19 protein-coding genes and 1 tRNA gene are annotated in these 21,672 nt (G+C 63.8%); 12 read left to right on the top strand and 8 right to left on the bottom strand.

Annotated elements, in window-relative coordinates; all coding sequences use genetic code 11:
• Positions 1-218: 218 nt before the first annotated feature.
• Positions 219-608 (bottom strand): response regulator, encoded by a 390-nt coding sequence (locus tag KY084_RS14010; protein ID WP_219239108.1) that lies wholly within the window; start codon positions 606-608, stop codon positions 219-221.
• A 78-nt stretch (positions 609-686) separates the two neighbouring features.
• Here KY084_RS14010 and KY084_RS14015 point away from each other — a divergent pair, with 78 nt between their 5' ends.
• From KY084_RS14015 to KY084_RS14040, 6 genes are all read left to right on the top strand, one after another.
• Positions 687-1,031 (top strand): Hpt domain-containing protein, encoded by a 345-nt coding sequence (locus tag KY084_RS14015; RefSeq protein WP_219239109.1) that lies wholly within the window; start codon positions 687-689, stop codon positions 1,029-1,031.
• Entirely contained in the window at positions 1,028-2,941 is a 1,914-nt protein-coding gene (locus KY084_RS14020; protein WP_219239110.1) for a cellulose biosynthesis cyclic di-GMP-binding regulatory protein BcsB, read from the top strand. The genes KY084_RS14015 and KY084_RS14020 overlap by 4 nt, the downstream gene beginning before the upstream one ends.
• Positions 2,942-2,944: 3 nt before the next feature.
• Entirely contained in the window at positions 2,945-4,831 is a 1,887-nt protein-coding gene (locus tag KY084_RS14025) for a glycosyltransferase (RefSeq protein WP_219239111.1), read from the top strand.
• Positions 4,828-6,303 carry a glycosyltransferase family protein gene (locus KY084_RS14030; RefSeq protein WP_219239112.1) on the top strand — a complete coding sequence of 492 codons (1,476 nt, stop codon included), beginning with the start codon at positions 4,828-4,830 and terminating at the stop codon, positions 6,301-6,303. Before KY084_RS14025 ends, KY084_RS14030 begins: the two co-directional genes overlap by 4 nt.
• Complete coding sequence (locus tag KY084_RS14035; RefSeq protein ID WP_219239113.1) at positions 6,300-7,277, top strand: response regulator; 978 nt, start codon at positions 6,300-6,302, stop codon at positions 7,275-7,277. Before KY084_RS14030 ends, KY084_RS14035 begins: the two co-directional genes overlap by 4 nt.
• A gap of 61 nt (positions 7,278-7,338) precedes the next feature.
• Entirely contained in the window at positions 7,339-8,085 is a 747-nt protein-coding gene (locus tag KY084_RS14040; protein ID WP_219239114.1) for a transporter, read from the top strand.
• Here the strand turns inward: KY084_RS14040 and KY084_RS14045 are convergent.
• Complete coding sequence (locus KY084_RS14045) at positions 8,075-9,148, bottom strand: glycoside hydrolase family 113 (protein WP_219239115.1); 1,074 nt, start codon at positions 9,146-9,148, stop codon at positions 8,075-8,077. The two genes, KY084_RS14040 and KY084_RS14045, sit on opposite strands and share 11 nt — an antisense overlap.
• A gap of 230 nt (positions 9,149-9,378) precedes the next feature.
• On the opposite strand from KY084_RS14045, the gene KY084_RS14050 reads away from it, so the two are divergent.
• Together KY084_RS14050 and KY084_RS14055 are read left to right on the top strand one after the other, a co-directional pair.
• Positions 9,379-12,249, top strand: a complete 2,871-nt coding sequence (locus KY084_RS14050) for a porin family protein (RefSeq protein ID WP_219239116.1) — start codon at positions 9,379-9,381, stop codon at positions 12,247-12,249.
• A gap of 185 nt (positions 12,250-12,434) precedes the next feature.
• Positions 12,435-13,025 (top strand): response regulator, encoded by a 591-nt coding sequence (locus tag KY084_RS14055; RefSeq protein ID WP_246587185.1) that lies wholly within the window; start codon positions 12,435-12,437, stop codon positions 13,023-13,025.
• A gap of 13 nt (positions 13,026-13,038) precedes the next feature.
• Here KY084_RS14055 and KY084_RS14060 read toward each other — a convergent pair whose 3' ends face one another.
• From KY084_RS14060 to argH, 4 genes are read right to left on the bottom strand one after another with little or no spacing between them, the layout of a single operon-like run.
• Complete coding sequence (locus tag KY084_RS14060) at positions 13,039-13,818, bottom strand: precorrin-2 dehydrogenase/sirohydrochlorin ferrochelatase family protein (RefSeq protein ID WP_219239117.1); 780 nt, start codon at positions 13,816-13,818, stop codon at positions 13,039-13,041.
• Positions 13,815-15,074, bottom strand: coding sequence for a diaminopimelate decarboxylase (gene lysA, locus KY084_RS14065; protein WP_219239118.1), 1,260 nt, complete (start codon positions 15,072-15,074; stop codon positions 13,815-13,817). Before lysA ends, KY084_RS14060 begins: the two co-directional genes overlap by 4 nt.
• A 5-nt stretch (positions 15,075-15,079) precedes the next feature.
• On the bottom strand, positions 15,080-15,325 hold the full coding sequence (locus KY084_RS14070) for a hypothetical protein (RefSeq protein WP_219239119.1): 246 nt from the start codon (positions 15,323-15,325) through the stop codon (positions 15,080-15,082).
• The gene (gene argH, locus KY084_RS14075; protein WP_219239120.1) at positions 15,322-16,704 is read right to left on the bottom strand and encodes an argininosuccinate lyase; all 1,383 of its coding nucleotides are present in this window, start codon (positions 16,702-16,704) and stop codon (positions 15,322-15,324) included. The genes KY084_RS14070 and argH overlap by 4 nt, the downstream gene beginning before the upstream one ends.
• Positions 16,705-16,828: 124 nt before the next feature.
• On the opposite strand from argH, the gene KY084_RS14080 reads away from it, so the two are divergent.
• Positions 16,829-17,302, top strand: coding sequence for a TlpA family protein disulfide reductase (locus KY084_RS14080; RefSeq protein WP_343228031.1), 474 nt, complete (start codon positions 16,829-16,831; stop codon positions 17,300-17,302).
• Positions 17,303-17,564: 262 nt separating this feature from the next.
• On the top strand, positions 17,565-18,227 hold the full coding sequence (locus tag KY084_RS14085; protein WP_219239121.1) for a hypothetical protein: 663 nt from the start codon (positions 17,565-17,567) through the stop codon (positions 18,225-18,227).
• A gap of 409 nt (positions 18,228-18,636) precedes the next feature.
• Here the strand turns inward: KY084_RS14085 and KY084_RS14090 are convergent.
• Positions 18,637-18,710: transfer RNA gene (locus KY084_RS14090), tRNA-Gln, on the bottom strand.
• Positions 18,711-18,961: 251 nt separating this feature from the next.
• On the opposite strand from KY084_RS14090, the gene KY084_RS14095 reads away from it, so the two are divergent.
• Together KY084_RS14095 and KY084_RS14100 are read left to right on the top strand one after the other, a co-directional pair.
• Positions 18,962-20,002, top strand: coding sequence for a Ppx/GppA phosphatase family protein (locus tag KY084_RS14095; protein WP_219239122.1), 1,041 nt, complete (start codon positions 18,962-18,964; stop codon positions 20,000-20,002).
• Positions 19,999-20,679: an RlmE family RNA methyltransferase gene (locus tag KY084_RS14100; protein ID WP_219239123.1), complete on the top strand. Its 681-nt coding sequence runs from the start codon at positions 19,999-20,001 to the stop codon at positions 20,677-20,679. Before KY084_RS14095 ends, KY084_RS14100 begins: the two co-directional genes overlap by 4 nt.
• Before the next feature lie 20 nt (positions 20,680-20,699).
• Here the strand turns inward: KY084_RS14100 and KY084_RS14105 are convergent, their stop codons facing one another.
• Positions 20,700-21,590, bottom strand: coding sequence for an NAD(P)/FAD-dependent oxidoreductase (locus KY084_RS14105; RefSeq protein ID WP_219239124.1), 891 nt, complete (start codon positions 21,588-21,590; stop codon positions 20,700-20,702).
• Positions 21,591-21,672 lie beyond the last annotated feature (82 nt).

Below are 21,672 nucleotides of genomic sequence, written 5' to 3' on the forward strand. Positions count from 1 at the left end.
TTTTCATCGGGGCGGCTAAAGCGCCTGCTTTTCGGTGACCAACAAAACGTGCCAATCGGCCCGCCGCGTCGGTGAAAGGCCTTCTATGCCCCACACCACAAACCGTCAATCAGTTTTTTGCAATTTTGTCGCGGCCACCTGAATTAGCCCATTTTTCATCAGGTTGAGCGGTTTTCGTGGGGCTCGACCCGCGGCAAATTTGTCGTCTCCTCTCCGAATCAGGGATTCGAATCGGGGGACTTGGCAACGATGCCGGCAAGTGTATCGGCAAAGGTCGCCGGATCGAACGGCTTGGCAAGCACCGCATCCACCTGAAGCGCGGCAAGTTGATCCCGCTCCTCCTCGCGCGCGGCGGTTACGAATGCGAACCGGGTTTCGCCAAGCGCGGCGCGTGTGCGCAGCAACGCCAGCGTCTGCGGCCCATCGAGTCCGGGCGGCATCCTGGCGTCGAGGACGATCAGGTGGGGAAGCCAGCCACCATCATCGATCATCGCGATCGCCGCTTCGCCCGAATCGGCCATGCGCAGGTCGATATCGTCGCGCGCCTCCAACGCCCATTCGGCGATGTCCCGCAAATCGGGATCGTCGTCGACATACAATATCCGCATCTCGCCCTCCATCGATTCCAACCAACGTTAACAATACGATAGCCTTTTGGTGCCAGATGGAAAGCGAGGGAGAGCCACGTGACGACATCCGCACCTTCGCCCGCGCTGGCGCGCATCGCCCAGCGATTCGCCGCGCGCTTGCCCGAGCGCATCGACGCCATCGATGCGGCGATCGACACGCTGTCGACGGGCGCGGCGTCGGAAACGCCCGGCGACCTCGAACGCATGCTTCACGATATGGCGGGGACCGCCCCCATTTTAGGATATGAGGTGCTCGGCACGATGGCACGGCGTGGCGAGGACATGATAGCGGCGCGGCGAAGCTCGGCGGGCAACGCAAATCACGAATCGACACAAGCCTTGCTGGACCAGCTTCGCCAATTGCGTCTTGAAGCGCAGCGGCAGATGGACGAGCGCGCATGATTGCCAAGGGAATCGGCCTCCTTTCCTGTGCCGCTGTCCTGGTGATGCCGCTTCACGCCCAACCGCGCCCCGCCGCGCCTTTTTCCGCCAACATCGGCGACTCGTCCGCGCAGGATGCCGACGCAACCGGGCTGCAACGCATCATCGCGCTTCGCGAACTCGGCTATGCCGACGGAATAGACCTTTCCGGTCTTTCGGGGACGCGCGACCTGTTTTTCCCGGTTCCGCCCGTCAAAGGGGTTCGCAGCCTTCGCCTGCGGCTCCCCTATCGCAGCGCATCGGCGTTCGACAGCCGCCGCAGCCTTCAGATCGATGTCGGCGGCAACACCTTGTTCACCACCTCGCTACCCGCCGAAGCGCAGGACGGCGTAATTGAGGTTCCGATCGATCCGGCGTTGATCCGTGACGGATTTCTTGCCGTAAAACTGCGCTATAGCGGCGCGATTTCGGATGATCGCTGTGTCGATCAACGGGTTTCGGGCGCCTATTTCAACCTCGCGCCCGGCGGCGGGCTGACGGTCGGGCTTGCTCCCGAAGCCGTCGACAGCATCGGCAAGGTCGCGGCGATCATGCCGCGTGGCGGCGAAATCATGCTGCCCGCCAACGCCACCCCCAATCAGGCGGCGGCCGCATTCACGCTGGCGGCGAACGGCAGCGACACGCGCATCGTGAATGCACTGCCGCAAAGCGAAGGATCGCAATGGGCGCGCAGCCGGTTCGCACTTGCCGGGGCCGATGCCGGTGCGGTCATGCTTGCGCACGATGGCGACATCCCGGAAATTCGCCTGGGCGGTGAGGATCCGGCGGCGGCGGCGCGACTGCTAAATACCCGCTGGCGAGCTCTGGCCGCCTCCCCGATGCTTGCCGCCGCGGCGACCAGCCGGGATCAGCCAGCTCTGCCGCACCTGACCTTTGCCGATCTGGGCGCCGACACATCGGTGCAATCCGTCTCCGACCGCGGCAGCTGGACCATTGCACTGCCGGTCACTGCTATCCCTGCCGACCGGAAGGCAAGCGCTCTGGCGATCGACGTTGCGGTCGCGGACGACGGAAGCACGACGCCAGCGATCGTCAGCGTCCTGATGAACGGGCTTCTGCTCGGCAGCGCGCAGGCCGATCGCGGCGGCCGCACGCACTTGCAGCTCGACCTTCCCCAAGGCCTGCTCACCGCACGAAACAGCGTGGAGGTTGCGGTGACGCGGCAGGTGCGCGCGGGCGATTGCGCTTATGCGCCGCAGGGCTATCCCGCGCAGTTGCTGCCCTCCAGCCATGTCGTGCTTGCCAAGGCGGGGGCGCCGGTCGATTTTAGCGATCTTGCCCCCGTATTTGCGGGCGGCGTGACGATCGTCGTGCCCGGTCCCCAGGCTCTGCCGCCCCTGCGCCGCCTGCTGACAACGCTGATCGACGGTGCGACGCCGGTCCGCGTTTCCTATGGCGAGATTCCATCGAAAGGCCCCTATGTGCTGGTCGGTGCGAAGCCGCCGCCCGATGCCGCGTCGCCGGTTCGCTTCGATCAGGGGGCCGTGCGCATACAGGGTGAGGGCGGCACCACGCTTATCGATTCGGGCGCGATGAGCCGGCTGACGATCGCGCAACTGGTGCGTCAGGGCGACCGGGCTGTGCTGTGGATACGTCCGGGCAGGGATTTCGGCGACCTTGCCGGGGTCGATATCGATCGTTCCGGGCTTGCGCGCGGTGATGTCGCCTTTTTCGACGGCGACGGGCCGGTATTGGCCTTTTCCACCACGCGCGACCGGCTGGTCGATATCAACTATCCCGAACAGTCGAGCCTTGCCGACCTGTTGAAACGCTATCGGCTGTGGCTGATCGGTCTAGGCTGGCTGATCGCGAGCATCGGGTTCATCTATCTGCTGCGCCGCATCTACCGCCCTGCCGAAACGGAAGGGTAAGCCGTGGCGGAACTCACCGCGAGCGATAGCTGGACCGGCGATTTCCTTGCCGAACAGGGACTCATCACCCTCGCCCAGCTGAACGAGGCGAGCAGTCTGGCGCTGCGCTGGGGGACCAGCCTTCCCGACGTGCTGCTCGCCCGCGCATGGATCGATGCCGACACCTATTACGCCACGCTCGCGGCGCGGTTCGGCATGGAATATGTGCAGCTGACCGACGTTCCGCCGGATCCGGCACTGCTGCGCGAAGACGAAGTCGCCGATTATATGCGCGAACTCACCGCGCCCTGGCGCGTGCTCGACGGCCGGCTGCACATCGCCACCGCGCGGCCCGGCCCCGAAGCGATCGTATATATCCGCGAACATTGGGGGCCGGACGTCGCGCTGGTGGTGACGACAAAGCCGGATTTGCAGCGCGCGGTTCAGGACGTGTTTTCCGAACGGTTCAGCCACGCCGCGGTATTCGACCTTGCCGAGCGCGACCCCGTCATGTCGGCGCAAACGGTGTTCACGCCGCGCCAGCTGATCGCGGGATGGGCGGCGTTGACGGTCACCGCCCTGGCGCTTGCCGTGCGGCCGGTGGCGACGCTGATCGTCCTGAACCTGCTGATGTCGCTCTTTTACCTCGGCAATTTTCTGTTCAAGGCGGTCCTGATCTGGGCCGGGGGTAGCCAGCAGCATGTCCGCGCGCGGGAAATCGAGTCGGCGGTGCGCATGCTGCGCGACGAAGACCTGCCGATCTATACCGTGCTGGTGCCGATGTTCCGCGAACCGGACGTGCTGCCGATCCTCGCCAACGCACTGCGAAAACTCGACTATCCCACGTCAAAGCTCGACATCAAGATCGTGCTGGAAGAGGGCGATCACGAAACGATCGATGCCGCCGTCCGGCTGGGGCTGGAGGGGATTTTCGAAATCATCCGGGTGCCGCCTTCGCAGCCGCAGACCAAGCCAAAGGCCTGCAACTATGCCTTTCGCTTCGCGCGCGGCGACTATCTCGTCATCTTCGATGCGGAGGACAAACCCGAACCCGATCAACTGAAAAAAGTGGTGGTCGCGTTCAATCAGGCGCCCGACAGCGTCGCATGCGTTCAGTGCCGGCTGAACTATTATAACCGGGACGAGAACTGGCTGACACGCATGTTCACGCTCGATTATTCGTTGTGGTTCGACCTGATGCTGCCGGGGCTTGAACGGTTGCGGGTGCCGATCCCGCTGGGCGGTACGTCGAATCATTTCCGGATGGATGTTCTGCGCGAACTTCACGCCTGGGACCCGTTCAACGTGACCGAGGATGCCGATCTGGGCATCCGGATGACGCAAAAGGGCTATGAGGTCCGCCTCGTCGAATCGACGACGTTCGAAGAGGCCAATGTGTCGCAAACGAACTGGGTCCGGCAGCGTTCGCGCTGGATAAAGGGCTATATGCAGACCTTTCTGGTCCATATCCGCCGCCCGGTGCATCTGATGCGCACGATCGGGCCGCTGGGCGTGTTGGGGTTCACCTTCTTCATCGGCGGAACGATGCTGTCGGGCCTGCTCAACCCGATCTTCTGGGGAATCTTCGCGCTTTGGGCGGTGACGCAGACGGCGGCGCTCGACAATCTGTTCCCGCCGATCCTGCTGTATCTTGCGCTGTTCAACCTGCTCGCCGGGAACGGATTGTTCATGTTCCTGATGATGCTGGCGCCGTTCCGCCGCAACTGGCTTCAGCTGACGCCGTTCAGCCTGACCGTCATCTGGTATTGGGCCCTGATGTCGATCGCCGCCTGGAAGGGCGCCTGGCAACTCGTAAGCAAGCCCTTTTACTGGGAAAAGACGAATCACGGCCTGTCCAAACACACCGCGCACGAAGTCGCGCTCGCCGTTCAGGAACAACAGGCCGCATGACCCGCAACCGCATCTGGTCCCCGCTGGTCGCGCTGGTCGCCGGGGCGGCGCTGTTCGCGCTGATGCTGGCGATGCGGGCCAATGGTTACGCCTCGGCAAGCGGGCTCGACCTGTGGGGGCGCACGCTGCTCGCCGATGACGGGCTGATATCGGTGGCGCAGATCGTCACCGCCTATCCGCCGCTTCCCTATGGCGGCACGCTGATACTGGCATGGCTGTTTCCAGCGCTGGGATCGGCCGCGCCCATGCTGCTGGCGATCCTGCTGGCCGTCGGGCTTTGCACCGCCTGGTTCGCTTCGTTTCGCAACAGCGGATTCGGCCTGCCCGCCGCGCTGCTCTCCACGCTGTTTCTGTCGGCAAACCCGCTGTTCCTGCGGGCCGTCGCGGAAGGCCCCGGCTTCGTATTGCTGCACTGGGGCATCTGGCTGCTCGCGCTCGGCATGTTCCAGCTGGGTCGCGGCCATCGCGTGAACGACATCATTCTGGTCGCGATCGCACTGGTGATCATCGTGCTTTCGCATCCGCTGGGGCTGGTGCTCGCCTTTGCCGGGCTGCCGTTTCTCGCGCTGGTGGTGCCTGCCGATCGTCTGCGCAGGACGCCGGGCGCGGCGATCATGGTATTGATGTTCCCGCTGCTCTTCACCGCCGCGTCCTTCGCCTATGTAAACTGGATTTTCGGCGGCGATCCGCTGCACTTCATCGACACGCTCAGCCGGGAGGCCGCAGGGTTGGGACCAGCGCGCGGCGCCGCCCTTGCCACACCGTTCGACAGCCTGCTGTCCGGATGCCGCGCGGCGGTCGGGTTGTTCGTCGCCTGCCCGATCGGCGTTGCGATGTTCGCGCGAACCGCCGGCATGCCACCGTTGCGGCTCGCGGTGCTCGCGCTTATGGGATGGCTGGTGGCGGCGACTGCGCTTGCGACTTTGTTCGGACTGCTGCCGCCGCTGATGCTGGTCGTCGGACTGGGCGTGCCGTTTGCCGCCGCCTGCGCCCTGCGCTGGCCGCATGAACGCCCGGGACGCCCCGGAATCGTCCTGCTGCTGTTCGCCGGTCTGGTCGGGACGACGATCCTCACCTTTGTCGATCAATCCTCTGAAACCACGCGCTGGCGCGCGGCCGCGACCGGACAGCGCGTGCAACCGCCCGATCAGAATCTCGCCGCACTTGGCGCGCTGCTGCGCAACGGTGGCGCGATCCTGTTCGATGCCGAAGCGGCACCGCTGGTCGTTGCGGCGCGCGGCCGCGCCAGCGGAATATGGAGCGCCGAGACACCGCAGTTTCAGCTTGCCGGTCTGCGCGGCAAAAGCGACGCCGCGATCCTGGTGGTGCGCAACCGGGAATCGCGACTGGGCAGCGACCGGGTGGGTCGCCTGTTTCCCGACCTGTATGAACGCGGCCGGCCGGGATACCGGCGCATATATGACAGCGATCGCTGGCGCGCCTATGCCCGGGTGGAGAAGACCGGATCATGAACGCCCCCACCTCCCCCGCGCGCATCCTGATCGTCGACGATTCGGAAGATTCGGCAGACATCACCGCAATGTTTCTGGAAGAAGGCGGCTTCGACAATCTGACCTTCGCACGTTCCGCGTCCGAAGCGTTTCGCCATATCCATCACGAAATCGAAGGAGTGGAGAAACGCGACACCGATTTCGACCTGATCATCATGGATATCGTGATGCCGGAGATGGACGGGATCGAAGCCTGTGCAAGGCTACGCCTTGATGAACGCAGCAGGCAGGTCCCGATCCTGATGCTCACCGGCGCACGCGATGTTCAGGCGCTCAATCAGGCTTTCGTTGCAGGGGCGAATGATTTCGTCGGCAAACCGGTCAACCAGATCGACCTGTTGGCGCGGGTGCGCACGCTGCTTCGCCTCGGCCGCGAACTGGCGCGCAGGCGGCTGCGCGAAGCCGAACTGGAAGCGCGCAACCACAATCTTCAACGCGGCGCGCTTGATGCAACGCTGATCGATCCGGTGACGCGTCTGGCGCGAGACGTGGTGGTGGAACTGACCTTACGAAGCTGCCGCGAGCATGACGATTCGGCGGCGCTCGCACTGGTGCAGGTGGACGAATTCGACCTGTTTCGCGAACGCCACGGCGCGGTGGCCGCCGATGCGCTGATGCAGCGTATTGCGGAGATCATCAGCGAAGCGCCGGGACCGATGGCAGCGATGCCCTGCCACTATGGCGATGGCGCATTCATGCTGGTGCAGCCGCGCGCGCAAAGCCGCGAACCGCTTGGTATAAGCTGCACCGCGATCCGGGCCGCGCTGACCAGTGCCGAAATCCCGCACGGCAATTCGATGTCGGGCGAATTCGTCACGGTGTCCACACTGACCGCCTGGGGAACGGGCGAGGAACTGGGCGAGATCGCGGCGCGACTTCTTTCCGACAGCAAGCGCCAACGAAGCAAGGAGGGGCAAAATGGGCGGATTCAATAGCAAGGCCCGGCATCTGGGCCCGACGGCATTCGCATGCGCAATTTTAACGGCCATACCGGCGATGGCGCAAACCGACGGCACCATACCGTCGGAGCCTTCTGCCCCGCGGGGGCAGGTGATCGCCACCTTTTATTATTCTAACAGCGAACAGGGCTTCGATGCCGACGGCCATCGCGTCGACATCGCCGATTACCGCAAGATGGAACTGTACCTGCTGACCGAATATCGCGTGACCGACGACGTCACGTTGACCGTCACCCCCAGCCTGCGCGACGTGTCGGTGGAAGGGCCGGACAATGACAGCAGCGGCCTCGGCTATACCGATGTGGGCGCGCGCTATCGCTTCGCGCATGGCGACGGCTGGTCGCTGGCAACGCAGGGGACGATCCGTATTCCGGGCGATTCCCGGCGCGACGTGCTGGCGCAGGTGGGCAGCACCGATACCGAATATGATTTGCGCCTGCGCGGCATATACGGCTTTGCGATCGGCGCGGACAGCGGCTTCGTTGATCTGCAAGGCGCGTACCGCCTGCGCGACGGCGATCCACCGAATGAATATCATGTCGATATTACCGCCGGCTATCGCCCCGCGCCCAGATTGTTGCTGATGGCGCAATCGTTCAACACGTTCAGCGACGGTCGCGGCGAGGGGATTTTCGATCGCTATCGCTATCACAACGCTCAGCTGAGCGCGGTGTATGAAGTCGCGCCGGGGCTTTCGCTTCAGGCAGGCTGGGTCGGCACGCTGGGCGGCAAAAACGCCTTGCGTGAACGCGGCGCGTTCGGCGGGGTGTGGGTCAGTTTCTGATCCAGCGCGAACGCAGCATGCGCGCCGCGGCCTTGTTCTGCACGGTGAAATCAGTGTCCTGCGCCCCGCCCGCATGCGGATCGGAAAACCAGCGCCAAACCAGAATCAGGTCGGCCGCGTCCAGTTCCCCAATCGTGTCGAGCCAGCATCGCAGTACCGACCGCTGGAGCGCCTGATCGGGCGCGGCGCGGCGCTCTTCGGCGCTTTCCCATGGACGCATGGCCGCTCCGACAGCCGATCGTATGCCGATTTCGCCGATCCACAAGGGCCGCGCGTTACGATCCGCAACCTTTCGCGACGCAAGCAGCACGCCACGCATCGCCCGTTTCCAGGCTTCGCGATCCGCATCGCCGCCCAGCGAGGGGTAAAGCGAAACCGAAACGGCGTCGAGTTGCCGCCAGAACGGTATTTTCTCCGCCTCTTCCGCGCCATGCGCGACATAGGTCAGCCGGCCGGGGAAACGGCTTCGCGCAGCATCGATCACACCGGCCCATTCCGCCCGGCCGCTGGTGCGGCGAAGTTCGGTTCCGATGACCAGCGTTTGCGCCCCCTCATCGCGCGCCACATCCGCCAGAATCGCGACCACCGCTCGATAGGCGGCGAACCATGTCGCCCAGTCGGCTTCGCTGCGCATCGCCACGCTGCCCGCCCAGCGTTCGGGCACCCAGACATGCGGCTTTACGATAACGGAAAGCCCTGCGGTGCGCGCCTGGCCAATCGCAGCGCGCAACCGCGCCAGCGGCACGGCGTCACCGTACAAAATGTTGGGATCGTTCTCGCTGGCCTGCCACAAAAAGGGGATCAGCGCGACATGGTCCGCGCCGATCGCCGCCATCGCCTCGAAACTGCGGGCCGCGGCGGCGCTGCCGAAAGGCGCATCGGGCTTTTCGATCATGTTAAAACCGCGTGCCGCCGTTCGCGTGGCCGCACGAACGGAAGGCATCGTCACCCCCGTTCCGATCAGGGCCAGAAGCACAACCAGCGATCGCCGCGCCCGGCACGGGCCGATATCGCCACCGCCAGCTTGTATACCGACGCCGCCGGGGGCATGCGGTTTCGCCATGGTGCTTCCTTCCAGACAGCGCGGGCCGCAATCAGCGTGATCGGCAAAGGATCGACCATATCGCCCTTTTGCGCAAGAACGCTCGCCCCATTTGCGGTGCCGGGCACGGGAGTACCGACACATTTGCGCAAAACATTCACGATACTGGGAAACTTTTGCGACAAATAGAAATTACAAGCGTCGCCGATGCGGCATCGGGCCGTAAAAATAACAAGGGTCGATTCGTCCGCATGGGCAATATCAAGAAATTTACCGCGCTCCTGCTACTCGGCACCGCGCCGGTCGCCGTTCATGCGCAAACCGCCCCGCAAACCGAGGATCAGGGCGATACCGGTGCAGTCACGGACAGCGGCGCCGACCTGCCGACCGGCACCGAAAGCGATATCGTCGTCACCGCCGAGCGCGAACGCGGCGCCGTTATCGGTGACATCAAACCCGAACAGACACTCGATCAGGGCGATATCCGCGCCTATGGTGCCAGCACCATTTCCGAACTTCTCGACGCGCTGTCACCGCAAACGTCGAGCGGGCGCGGGCGCAGCAGCGGTCGCCCCGTCCTTTTGCTCAACGGCCAGCGCATTTCGGACTTTCGCGAACTTCGCGACCTTCCCACCGAGGCAATCGAGCGGGTGGAAATCCTGCCCGAAGAGGTTGCGCTGAAATACGGCTATCGCGCCGACCAGCGGGTGGTGAACATCGTTCTGCTCGAACGCTTCAACGCCTGGACGGTCGATCTGGACGACACGCTCCCGACCGAAGGCGGCACGAACGACGGCGAAGCGGAATCCAATTATCTGCGCATCCGCAACGGCGGCCGGCTGAACGTCAATCTGGAATATGAAAACAAGTCGCGCCTGCTCGAATCCGAACGCGGCATCACTGCGTCGGACCCCACCCATCCCTATGATATTTTCGGCAATGTAACCGCGCTGGGCGATACGGGCGACGATATCGATGCCGCCCTGCCGGTTTCGGTGGCGGGCGCTCCCGTCACGTCGGGCATTGCCTCGATCGGTGACTTTTCGACCACCGCCAACAGCACCGACACCACCCCCTACCGCACGCTTCAGGCGGCCAGCCAGCGCTTTGAGGTGAACACGATCTATTCGAAACGGATCGGCGACGTGTCCGCCACCGGCAACATCAATATCGAGCAGGAAAATACCCAGTCCTATAACGGCCTGGCGGAGGTCGGACTGACGCTCCCCGCCGATAATCCCTATTCGCCCTTTTCGAATGACGTGTCGCTATACCGCTATGCCGGCACCGATCCGCTGACGCAGGATACGCACACGCTGACCGCGCATGGCGGCTTCACCCTGAACGGCGCGCTTTCCGGGTGGCAATGGTCGGTAACCGGCAATCTCGACCGTGAACAGGTCAACACCTGGACCCAGACCGGCGTTGACACCGATGCGGTTCAGGCCGCGCTGCTCGCCGGCGACAGCAGCGTCAATCCGTTCGCGCCCGAATTCCTGAACGGCGATCTGTACCGGCCGACCGACAGCGCGAAATCGGTATCGACCAGCGAAGAAGTCAATGTCCTGTTCACCGGCACACCGCTCACCCTGCCCGCGGGCGAGGTGAATACCAGCGTGAAGCTGGGCTTCACGAACAGCGATTATGACAGCCGTTCGCGCAGCAGCGGGATATTGCAGACCAGCGATATCGGCCGCAGCCAGGCCGATGGACAGATCAATATCGATGTGCCGATTGCCGATGCCGATCGCGGCGTGCTGCCGATCCTTGGCCATGTGTCGCTGAACGGCAACGCCCAGGTGCAGCAGCTATCCGATTTCGGCACGCTGACTTCGATCGGGTACGGTCTGAACTGGGAGCCGATCGACGATGTGCGCCTGCTCGTCTCGATCACCGATGAAGACGGCGCGCCGACCGCCGCTCAGCTTGGCGGCGCGGTCATCACCACGCCGAACAGCCGGATCTTCGACTATGTCACCGGCGAAACGGTAGACATCACCCGCATTTCGGGTGGCAATCCGGATCTGGTCGCCGACAACCGGCATGTGATGAAAATCGGCCTGAACGCAAAACCGCTCAGCGATCCCGATCTTCGCCTCAGCGTTGAATATGTGAAGGAGCGCATCGACAATCCCATCGCTTCCTTCCCGTCGGTGACCGCCGCGATACAGGAGGCGTTTCCCGATCGCTTCGTGCGCGATGCGGCGGGCGATCTGGTTCAGGTCGATGCCCGGCCGGTCAACTTCCTGCGGTCGGATCGCCAGCAGATTCGCTGGGGTTTCGATTTCAACAAGCGGCTGGGCGGCAGCGCCTCCGACGGCGGTGGCGGTGGCCCTCCCGGTGGCGGCGGCCCCGGCGGCGGCCCTCCCGGTGGCGGCGGGCCGGGCGGCCCTGGTGGCCCGGGAGGCGGACCGCCCCCCGGCGACGATGGCGGCCCGCCCCCCGGCGAGCTTGCTGATTCGTCGAACAGCGATTCGTCACAAAGCGGCCAGCAGCAAAGCGATCAAACGCAAAGCGCGAACGCCAAGGGTGAACAGGACGGACAGCAATCCGGCAACCAGTCCGAAGGGCGGCAGGCGTCGAGCGGATCGGGCAATCGGCGCAGCGGTGGTCGCGGTCCGTTCGGCCATCATGACGGCGGGCGGTTGATGTTCAGCGTCTATCACACGATCCACCTGCAGGATCGGGTGCTGATCCGCGACGGCGTTCCCGAACTCGACCTGCTGAATGGCTCGGCAACCGGAAATAGCGGCGGCCAGCCGCGGCACGAGGTTGAACTGCGCGCCGGTGCGTTCAAAAACGGTTTCGGCGTACGCTTCAGCGGCGATTGGCAAAGCGGCACCGATGTCGACAGCGGGACGTCAGGCGATGAAAGCCTTCACTTTTCCAGCCTGATGACCTTCGACCTCCGGCTGTTCGCCGATCTGGGCAATCGCGACAATTGGGTGAAAGCGCATCCCTGGCTGCACGGCGTGCGGGTGTCGTTCGACGTCGACAACATCTTCAACGAACGCCAGCGGGTAACCGATTCGGACGGCACCGTGCCGATCAGCTATCAACCGGCCTATCTCGACGCGCTCGGCCGCACGGTGAAGATCAGCGTGCGCAAGCTGTTCTACTGATCCGCTGCGCCTCACCGGACAATATGCGATGATAAGCAGCTATAAGGGCACCCCGCCGGTCGATCGAATCGGCGGGGTGCCCTTGCCGATCATCGGTTGGCGGCCAGCGTCGTAGAAACCGCATATTTGCGCTTAACGCTTTGCTTACCGCGCCATGCGATTTTCGGACGGGATGGCGGAAAAGCATGACCCGAAACGAACCGGATATGACATCGAAACGCGGCTCCGGACCACAGGCCCGCACGATATTGGTGGTCGATGACAATCGCACCACCCTGAATGTTCTGGGCCATCAGCTCGGCAAACTCGGTTACCTGCCGGTATTGAGCGACAGCGCGATCCGCGCGCTCGATCTGATCGGTGCGGGCGGGTTCGATCTGGTCCTGCTTGACTACGACATGCCGAAAATGTCGGGCATAGAGGTGCTGCGCCATGTCCGCGCCGCGCATGAAACGACCGATCTGCCGGTAATCATGATGACGGGGCATGACGATGCCGCCGCGCCGGTCGGTGCGCTGGAAGCGGGTGCCAACGATTATGTGGCGCGTCCCTTCGCGTTCGACGTGCTGGCCGCGCGCGTTGCGCGCACGCTGCGGGACGCCAAACAGCTGGAAGAGCTCAAGCGGTTCAACGCGACGCTTGACGCGCGCATCGCATCACGCGCGATCGAACTGGGTGAAACCCGTGTCGAACTGGCCAATCTGCGCCATGATCGGAAGCGGCTGGTCCGTTCGATCGATTCGCTGACCGCGCAGGTTGCCCGGCTCGGCGGTTGATCTGGCAGGGCCGTCAGGCCGCCATGGTAAGGAACAGCGTCAGCCCCGGCGGCCGCTCCCCCGATGTCTGCGCATCCCATTCGATGCGCACCGCATCGGCACGGGCGCGGTGCAGGATCGCCGCCGGAACGCCGGGGGTGTGGACGATATAATCGGCATTGGCGAGCAGCCGCGCCTGGCGCACGGTCAGTTCGTCCGGGTCCTCCGATCGCAGCGAAAGGTTCGCCGCCTCGCTAACCGGCTCGGCGGTCTCGCTCTCCAGCCAGCGATCGACCGCATCCTCGCCAAGGTCGGCCATCGGGTCCAGCTTGCCGCCGCGCATCAATGCACCCGACAATACCCGCCGCCGCTCGCCCGCATCGGGCCAGCGCTGGCGCATCGTCGCGCGCGCTTCGCCCAGCCGGGTGGCCAGCGTGCCGAGCCCCGCCGGGATCATCCCTTCCAGCCGCTGCCGCAACGCCGCGGCCAGCCCCGCTGATGCGCCGCCGGTCGAGATCGCGACGATCACGGGATCGCGCTCGACGATCGAGGGAAAGATGAAATCGCACAGGTCGGGCCGATCGACCGCGTTGACCAGAATATCGCGCTCGTGAAGCCGCTCGACGATTTCGCACGCCTCGGCGTCGCTGTCGGCGATCACCACGGCAAGGCGCGCCTGTTCGGTCTCTCCGACGATTTCAGCGCCGGCGCGTTCGAGGATGCGGCGCTTGGCGTCCGCCGCTTCGCCTTCGCCGACCAGAATCACCGGCCGCCCGGCGACCTGAAGCATGACGGGAAGTCCTGAAAGGCTCATGGCAACCACTCCGGTACACGTTCGGCCGCCATGACGGTGGCGGCCTGGATGCGGTCGGCGACAATGGCATAGCGATCGCCAGAAACCAAAACCTCCGGCACCAGCGACCGGCTGTTATAGGTAGAAGCCATGGTCGCCCCATAGGCGCCGGCGGTCAGGAAAACGCCCAGATCGCCAGACGCGACACTGTCGATATCGCGATCCATCGCAAAGGTGTCGCCGGTTTCGCAAACCGGCCCGGCGATATTGGCATTCATCGTTTCGCCGCTCGGGCGAACCGCCTGAAACTGGTGATACGCGTCATAAAGCGATGGTCTGGCAAGATCATTCATTGCTGCATCGACGATTACATAGGGCCGCGCAATACCGGGTTTTACCCATATTACGCGAGTCATCAGCACGCCCGCATTGCCGGCGATCACCCGGCCGGGTTCGAACATAATCTCGACGTCCCAGTCCTTGGTGACGCGCGCGGCCATCTCCCCCAGGGCGGCGGGACTGGGCATTTCATCGCCCGGTCGGTATGGCACGCCCAGACCGCCGCCCAGATCGACCCGGCTGATGCGATGTCCGGCCGCTCGCAGCTCGGCGATCAGTTCGCCGACCCTGGTATATGCGCGTTCGAGCGGCGCAAGGTCGGAAAGCTGGCTGCCGATATGAATAGCGATCCCGCGCATATCGAGTCCGGGCAGCGCGGCAAGGCGCGCGAACATCGCGGGCGCTTCCGAAATGGGAACGCCGAACTTGTTTTCGGCCAGTCCCGTGGAAATCTTGGCATGGGTGCCGGCATCGACATCGGGATTGACGCGCAGCACGGCGGGCGCGGACAGTCCCTTTTCATGGGCGAGCGCGGCAAGCGCGATTCCTTCGGGTTCGTGTTCCAGATTGAACTGGCCGATTCCGGCATCGAGCGCGGCGGAAAGTTCCTCCCCGGTCTTGCCCACGCCCGAAAACAGGATGTCCTTCGCCTTCATTCCCGCGGCGAGCGCGCGCACCATCTCACCACCCGACACCACATCGGCGCCATAGCCCTGATTGGCGAGTACGCGCAGCACGCCCAGATTGGGATTGGCCTTGATCGCGAACGCGCAATGGACGCGCGGCAGCACGCCGACGCCTTCGCGAAAGACGCGGGCATGCCGTTCCAGCGTCGCCTGCGAATAGACATAGACCGGGGTGCCGACTTCGGCGGCGATCTTTTCCAGCGGCACGTCCTCGCAGAACATGCGACCGTCGCGATATTCGAAATGGTTCATAGCATTCAGTCTGTTGGCGGAAGGTCGAAAGGATCGTCTTCGCGTTCGTGCGAATCGGTCAGAATGTCGTCGCTGCGCCGGGGCCGGGTGGCGGTACGCGGTGCCATCAATTGCTGGGCATTGGGCTGCTCGCTCGCGCCATAGGGGGCGGGCGGCAAGGCCTGCCCTTCCGGGGGAACCAGCGCGCTCTTCGCCCCGCATCCGGCAAGCGCAAGCGCGGCAACGCCGAAAAGCGCGGAGACCGGCTTCATGCCCTGCCCTCCCGGCTGAGGGCATCGCGAGCGGCGGCGATCGCCTCTCGCACCCGATCGGGCGCGGTTCCGCCAAAGCTGCGTCGGCTGGCTACCGAGGCGTCGACGCTCAGCACGTCGAACACGCTTTCATCGAATCGCGAATCGATGTCGCGCAGATCGCCCAGCGGCAACTGGTGCAGCGCCACGCCGCGATCCTCGGCCAGTTTCACCGCCCGGCCGGTCACATGATGCGCTTCGCGGAAGGGCAGTCCGGCTTCGCGCACCAGCCAGTCGGCAAGATCGGTCGCGGTGGCAAAGCCGCTTTCGGCCAGGGCGCGCATCCGATCGGTGCGAAAGGTCGCGCTTTCCACCATGCCGGTCATCGCCGCGATCGCCAGCCCGATCAGGTCATGCGCCTCGAACACCGGCGGCTTGTCGTCCTGCATATCCTTTGAATAGGCGAGCGGCAGCCCCTTCATCGTGACCATCAGGCTGGTCATGCAACCGATCACCCGCCCCGCATGGCCGCGAACCAGTTCGGCGGCGTCGGGATTGCGCTTTTGCGGCATGATCGAACTGCCCGTCGACCATTGGTCGGAAAGCTGGACAAAGCCAAAGGGCTGCGATGCCCAGATCACGAATTCCTCTGCCAGTCGCGACAGGTGCAGCGCGCATTGCGCCGCAGCGGTGAGATATTCGAGCGCGAAATCGCGATCCGACACGCTATCGAGCGAATTGGTCGTCGGCGAATCGAAGCCGAGCGCGGCGGCGGTCGCATCGCGATCGAGCGCAAATCCGGTCCCGGCAAGCGCGGCCGCACCCAACGGACACCGGTTGAGCCGCGCCCTGGCATCCGCAAACCGTCCCCGGTCGCGCACGATCATGTCGTGATAGGCCATCAGATGATGGCCGAGCGTCACCGGCTGCGCCGATTGCAGATGGGTGAAGCCGGGCATCACCGAATCGGCATGTTCGTCGGCGCGCGCGATCAGCGCGTCGATCAGCGCGCAAAGGCCGGTATCGATCTCGTCGATCGCTTCGCGCACCCATAGTTTGAAGTCGGTCGCGACCTGATCGTTGCGCGACCGCGCGGTGTGCAGCCGCCCCGCCACCGCGCCGATCTTTTCGGTCAGCGCGCGCTCGGTCACCATGTGAATATCTTCGAGGTCAAGCAGTTCGGGCACGCCGTCGCGTTCATAATCGGCAGCGACGGCATCGAGTCCCTGCGCGATCGTCGCTGCATCCGCCGCATCGACGATCCCCTGTTTCGCCAACATTGCGACATGCGCCTTCGATCCGGCGATATCCTGCCGCCACAGCGCCTTGTCGAACGGGATTGACGCATTTATCACACGCATCACCGCCGACGGGCCGCCTTCGAACCGTCCGCCCCACATCTGATTGGAGTCTGCCTTGCGCTGCGAAATTGCGCTTCTCCTCGGTCTCGCGCTTATGGCCGCCGGCTGCGATAGGCAATCGTCCGCGCCGGGGCAAGCAAGCGCGAACAGGTCGGATGATAGCATGGCTAATGACGACGCCTCGCAACCGCTACACGGATCGGTCGATCGCAGCCATGCGGGCGAAGCGGCGCCCGATGCCCGCTTCACCGATCCGTCGGGAAAATCGGTCACGCTTGCCGCATTTCGCGGGACGCCGGTGCTCCTCAACCTGTGGGCGACCTGGTGCCCGCCATGCGTAGCGGAAATGCCCACGCTCGATACGCTGGCGGGCGATCTTGACGGAAAGGTGGCGCTGCTTGCCGTCAGCCAGGATCTGGGCGGCAAGGAACAGGTGGCCCCGTTCTTCGCGAAACACAAATTTGCGAATCTCCAGCCCTATCTGGATCAGCAACTGGCATTATCGACGCGCTATGGCGTCAACCTTCCCACCACCATCCTGTATGATGCGAACGGCAAGGAGATATGGCGAGTAACCGGCGGCATGGACTGGACCAGCGAAAAGGCCCGCACCCTGATCGCAGAAGCAACCCGCTGACGTAAAAGCGAATAGCGCTGAAAAGCTGCGCTATTTGGCGCAAACGCACAAAATACGTCAGGCCGCGCTTCATTTCGTGGCAGACGGGCGGCTCGAGAACACGAGCACGAATGCGTTGTCCAAGAATGTCGAGATATCGATCGTTCACATCCGCAGTCAGCGAAACTGGTGATTATTCGGCCACGGCTGTATGAATCCCGTTGTTAACCTTCGGTCGCTATCCCTCCGGTCGGCTTGGACGATGAATGAGCGGAGAAGGGGTATGTGGAAGATTGGATTTATCGCTGCTGGACTGGCGATAAGTGGAAGCGCGCAGGCGCAGAATAATTACTATTGGCCGGCGCCAGCCCGTGTCGATGGCGACAAACCGATCCAGACCAGATTTTTCCCGATGGGAACGCAATTGATGCTGCGGACGCGGACGGACGTATCAACGAAGGATGCTGAGCCGGGCGACCGCATCTATCTCGAAGTCGCCGAGAGCCTGTCTTATCGTGGTCAGGTCGTCGTACCGATCGGCGCTCCCGCCGTCGCGGAAGTAGTTCGAGCGCAGGCGAATGGCCATGTCGGCAAAAAGGGCAAGCTCGATATTCGCATCCTGTATGTCGAAACGCCTAGCGGACCCGTTCGACTAAATGGTCAGGCGCACGACGAGGGCGTCAGCGGCACTGCGGCGTCCGTCGCCACGATGGTATTGCTCAGCCCACTTGGCGGCTTCCTGATCCATGGCACGAGTGCAAGGATACCTTACGGTACGACGGTGAAGGCATATCTTGCCGAGCCGTTGAAATTCATGGTGCAGCCGCCGAATGAGCCGGTCGCGATGGTACAACCCGAAAGAGCAAAGGCGTTGCCGGCTACATTTGATCCGAACGTCTTCGGCGGATCAGGACCAGCGCCGGCCCTGATTGACGCCGGCGACTAATCGGAATGCCGCAATATTATGCTTCCACGATCAACTGGATGCGTGACGTGGCGATCAGCATGCCGTTCATTACACCCCCGCGTCTGGCATGGTCATCGTTTCTTCAATGAATTGCGCACGCGATGCTATCTCAGCAAGGTCCGACACACCTGACGCCGGTGGGCTTGGCTTTATCGGCGAACATGTTGCTGTTCGCCACATTCACGACGCAACTCCTGTATGTTCGCTTCAAGTTCGGGAAGCTTGCCGATTTCACGGTTGATTCGCTCGATCGGGAGCTTGGTTTCATCAACTCTCCGGCAAGAAGATATGGCGAGTAACCGGCGGCATGGACTGGACCAGCGAAAAGGCCTGCCCCCCTGATCGCAGAAGTCACCGGCTGATGTAAAAGCGAATAGCGCTGAAAAGCTGGATGCCCCGCGTGGATTCGAACCACGATTGACGGAGTCAGAGTCCGTAGTCTTGCCGTTAGACGACGGGGCAACAGGAGCGCGGCTCTAACGCCCGGTTTTCCGCCGGTCAAGGGGGTTGAGGGCATTACCGCGCGACATGCTTGATGTCACTCGCTCAACAATAATCGCGCAAATCGGCGAAACGTCAACCCGCCATTTGATCGCCGCCCATCGCGCTTGCCGTTCCACCCCATACGCGTTAGCTTCACGGCCAAGCACCGAGCGCCCATCGTGCAATTCGTGCGCGGCGGGTGTGACGGAAGAATATAAGCGAGTGACGGCATGGGGGATCATCCCGCCCGGGTGCCGCACCGGCAGGGCAAGTCCCCACGCCGACAGGCGCCCACAACGCCAGCGCGCGCGCGCTGGCCCCAGGCACGGCATTATGCCGCCCTGGACCTAGGTACGAACAATTGCAGGCTGCTGATCGCGCGGCCGCAAGCCAACGGCTTTACCGTGGTCGACGCCTTTTCGCGCATCGTCCGGCTGGGCGAAGGGCTGAACGCGTCCGGCAGGCTGAGCGATGCCGCGATCGAACGGACGATCGCCGCGCTGCGCGTTTGCGCCGACAAGCTTCGCCGGCGCAACGTCACGCTGGCGCGATCGGTCGCGACCGAGGCATGCCGCCGCGCCGCCAACGGACCGTCCTTCATCCGGCGCGTATATCGCGAAACGGGCATCCTGCTCGACATCATTTCGGCGGAGGAGGAGGCGCGGCTTGCCGTGCTTGGCTGCCATGCGCTGCTCGAACCGGGCGAAGGGCCGGCGGTGGTGTTCGACATTGGCGGCGGATCGACCGAACTGGTGCTGATCGATTCGGCCGAACCGGTCCCGCGCGTCATCGACTGGCACAGCGCACCATGGGGCGTCGTGTCGCTGACCGAGGAAATACGCGCGCGCGACATTTCCAGCCCGATAGACCAATATCGCGCAATGCGCGAAACCGTCACCAGAAGCTTTGCCGGTTTCGCCGGGCGCCTGCCCAAAATGGCCGATGGGCACCGCCTGCTGGGCACCAGCGGCACGGTGACGACGCTGGCCAGCGTGCATCTGGGCCTCGAATCCTATGATCGGGGCCGGGTCGACGGTCTGATCGTACCCTCGGACGAGATGCGGCAGGTGAGTTCGGACATTGCGTGCATGACGATGACGCAGCGCAGCGAAGTACCGTGCATCGGGCGCGAACGGGCCGATCTGGTCGTAGCTGGGTGCGCGATCCTGGAAACGATACTCGACCTGTGGCCCGCCGAGCGGCTGGGCGTTGCCGATCGCGGCATTCGCGAAGGGATTTTGCGCCGGATGATGGAAGGATCGGGACAATGAGCCGCGGCGGAAGGGGCGGTCATACACGCGTGCGCACGTCGCGCGGGCGGACCGCGCAATCGACCCGCTGGCTCGAACGGCAGCTCAACGATCCCTATGTGAAGCGCGCCAAGGCCGAAGGCTATCGCAGCCGCGCCGCGTATAAGCTGATCGAGCTAGACGAGAAATTCGGTCTGTTGAAAGGATCGAAGCGGGTCATCGATCTCGGCATCGCGCCGGGCGGCTGGACGCAAGTCGTTCGCCGCAAACTTCCCAAGGCGGCGGTCGTCGGTATCGACCTGCTCCCGGTCGATCCGATCGAAGGCGCGACGATTTTCCAGATGGACTTCATGGCCGATGACGCACCCGATACGCTGATCGAGGCGCTGGGCGGGCGCCCCGACCTGATCCTGTCCGACATGGCGGCAAACACGGTCGGGCATCAGCAGACCGACGCGCTGCGCACCATGGCGCTGATCGAAACCGCCTTTGCCTTTGCCGAAGATGTGCTCGAACCCGGCGGCGCATTCGTTGCAAAGGTGTTTGCCGGGGGCGCCGATGCGAATCTGGTCGCGCAGATGAAGCGCGCCTTCGCCACCGTCAAACACGCCAAGCCCCCGTCAAGCCGCAAGGGATCGGTCGAATGGTTCGTCGTCGCGCAGGGGTTCAAGGGCCCCGGCGATCCAGGCCCTGAATAATCCCCGGCGGGCAAGCGTGTTTACATGAAGAGGGACTGGTGCGCTGCGACACCGGCAAGCACGCCGGCCGCCGACGCCATGGTTCCGTTATGCATCGGTGCGGCAGCATCGCCCGCCGCGAACACTCCGTCGATCGAGGTCTTCCCCCATTGATCGACCTTGATAAAAGGTCCGCTGGGGCCGTCTTCCATCGCGCATCCCAACTGCGCGGCCAGTGGGCTTGATTGCCGGGTAACCGGTGCTGTGAAGATCGCCGCAACCTCCACTGTCCTGCCATCGGCCAGCCTCACCGCCCGCAGCGCCGGAGCATCGCCCAGCAATTCGACCACCGGCGTCCGTTCGATCGCAACGCCGCGACGGGCGAGCAGCGCCGCTTCGTCGGCGTCGGGTTCGTACAGGTCCTGCGTGAAATAGGTCGCTTTTCCCCAATCGGGGATCATCGCCGCCTGATGCGCGGAGAAGGGATTATTGGCGATGATGCCCAGATTTTGATCGCAAACCTCGTATCCGTGACAATAGGGGCAGTGTAATACGGTTTCACCCCAACGTTCGCGCAACCCCGCGATCGGCGGCAGTTCGTCGCTGACCCCGGTGGCCAGAATCAGGCGTCGTGCCGCGAAGCGTTCCCCGTCTTCGCCCATGACGGTGAAGCGCCCCTGCCCGCGTTCGACAGTCGCGATTTTGCCGCGAACGATTTCGGCGGCCGGATAGGCGAGAAGCTGTTTCGATGCATCGCGCATGATCGCCGCCGGACTGCGCCCATCTTGCCCGAGAAAGCCATGCGCGGCTTCGGCAAAGCGATTGCGCGGCTGCCCCGCATCAATCAGCAGCACCCTTTGTCGTGCACGCGCCAGCTGCATGGCAGCGGACTGGCCGGCAAAGCTGCCGCCGACAACGATAACGTCATGCATGGTTCGTGACCTCGACTTTTTACGCAACATATGGGGTTACATAAACCGGCCACCTTCTTTTGCAACCTCAAACATAGCGTGA

Source organism: Stakelama flava (genome assembly GCF_019351405.1).
Lineage (GTDB): Bacteria > Pseudomonadota > Alphaproteobacteria > Sphingomonadales > Sphingomonadaceae > Sphingomonas > Sphingomonas flava_A.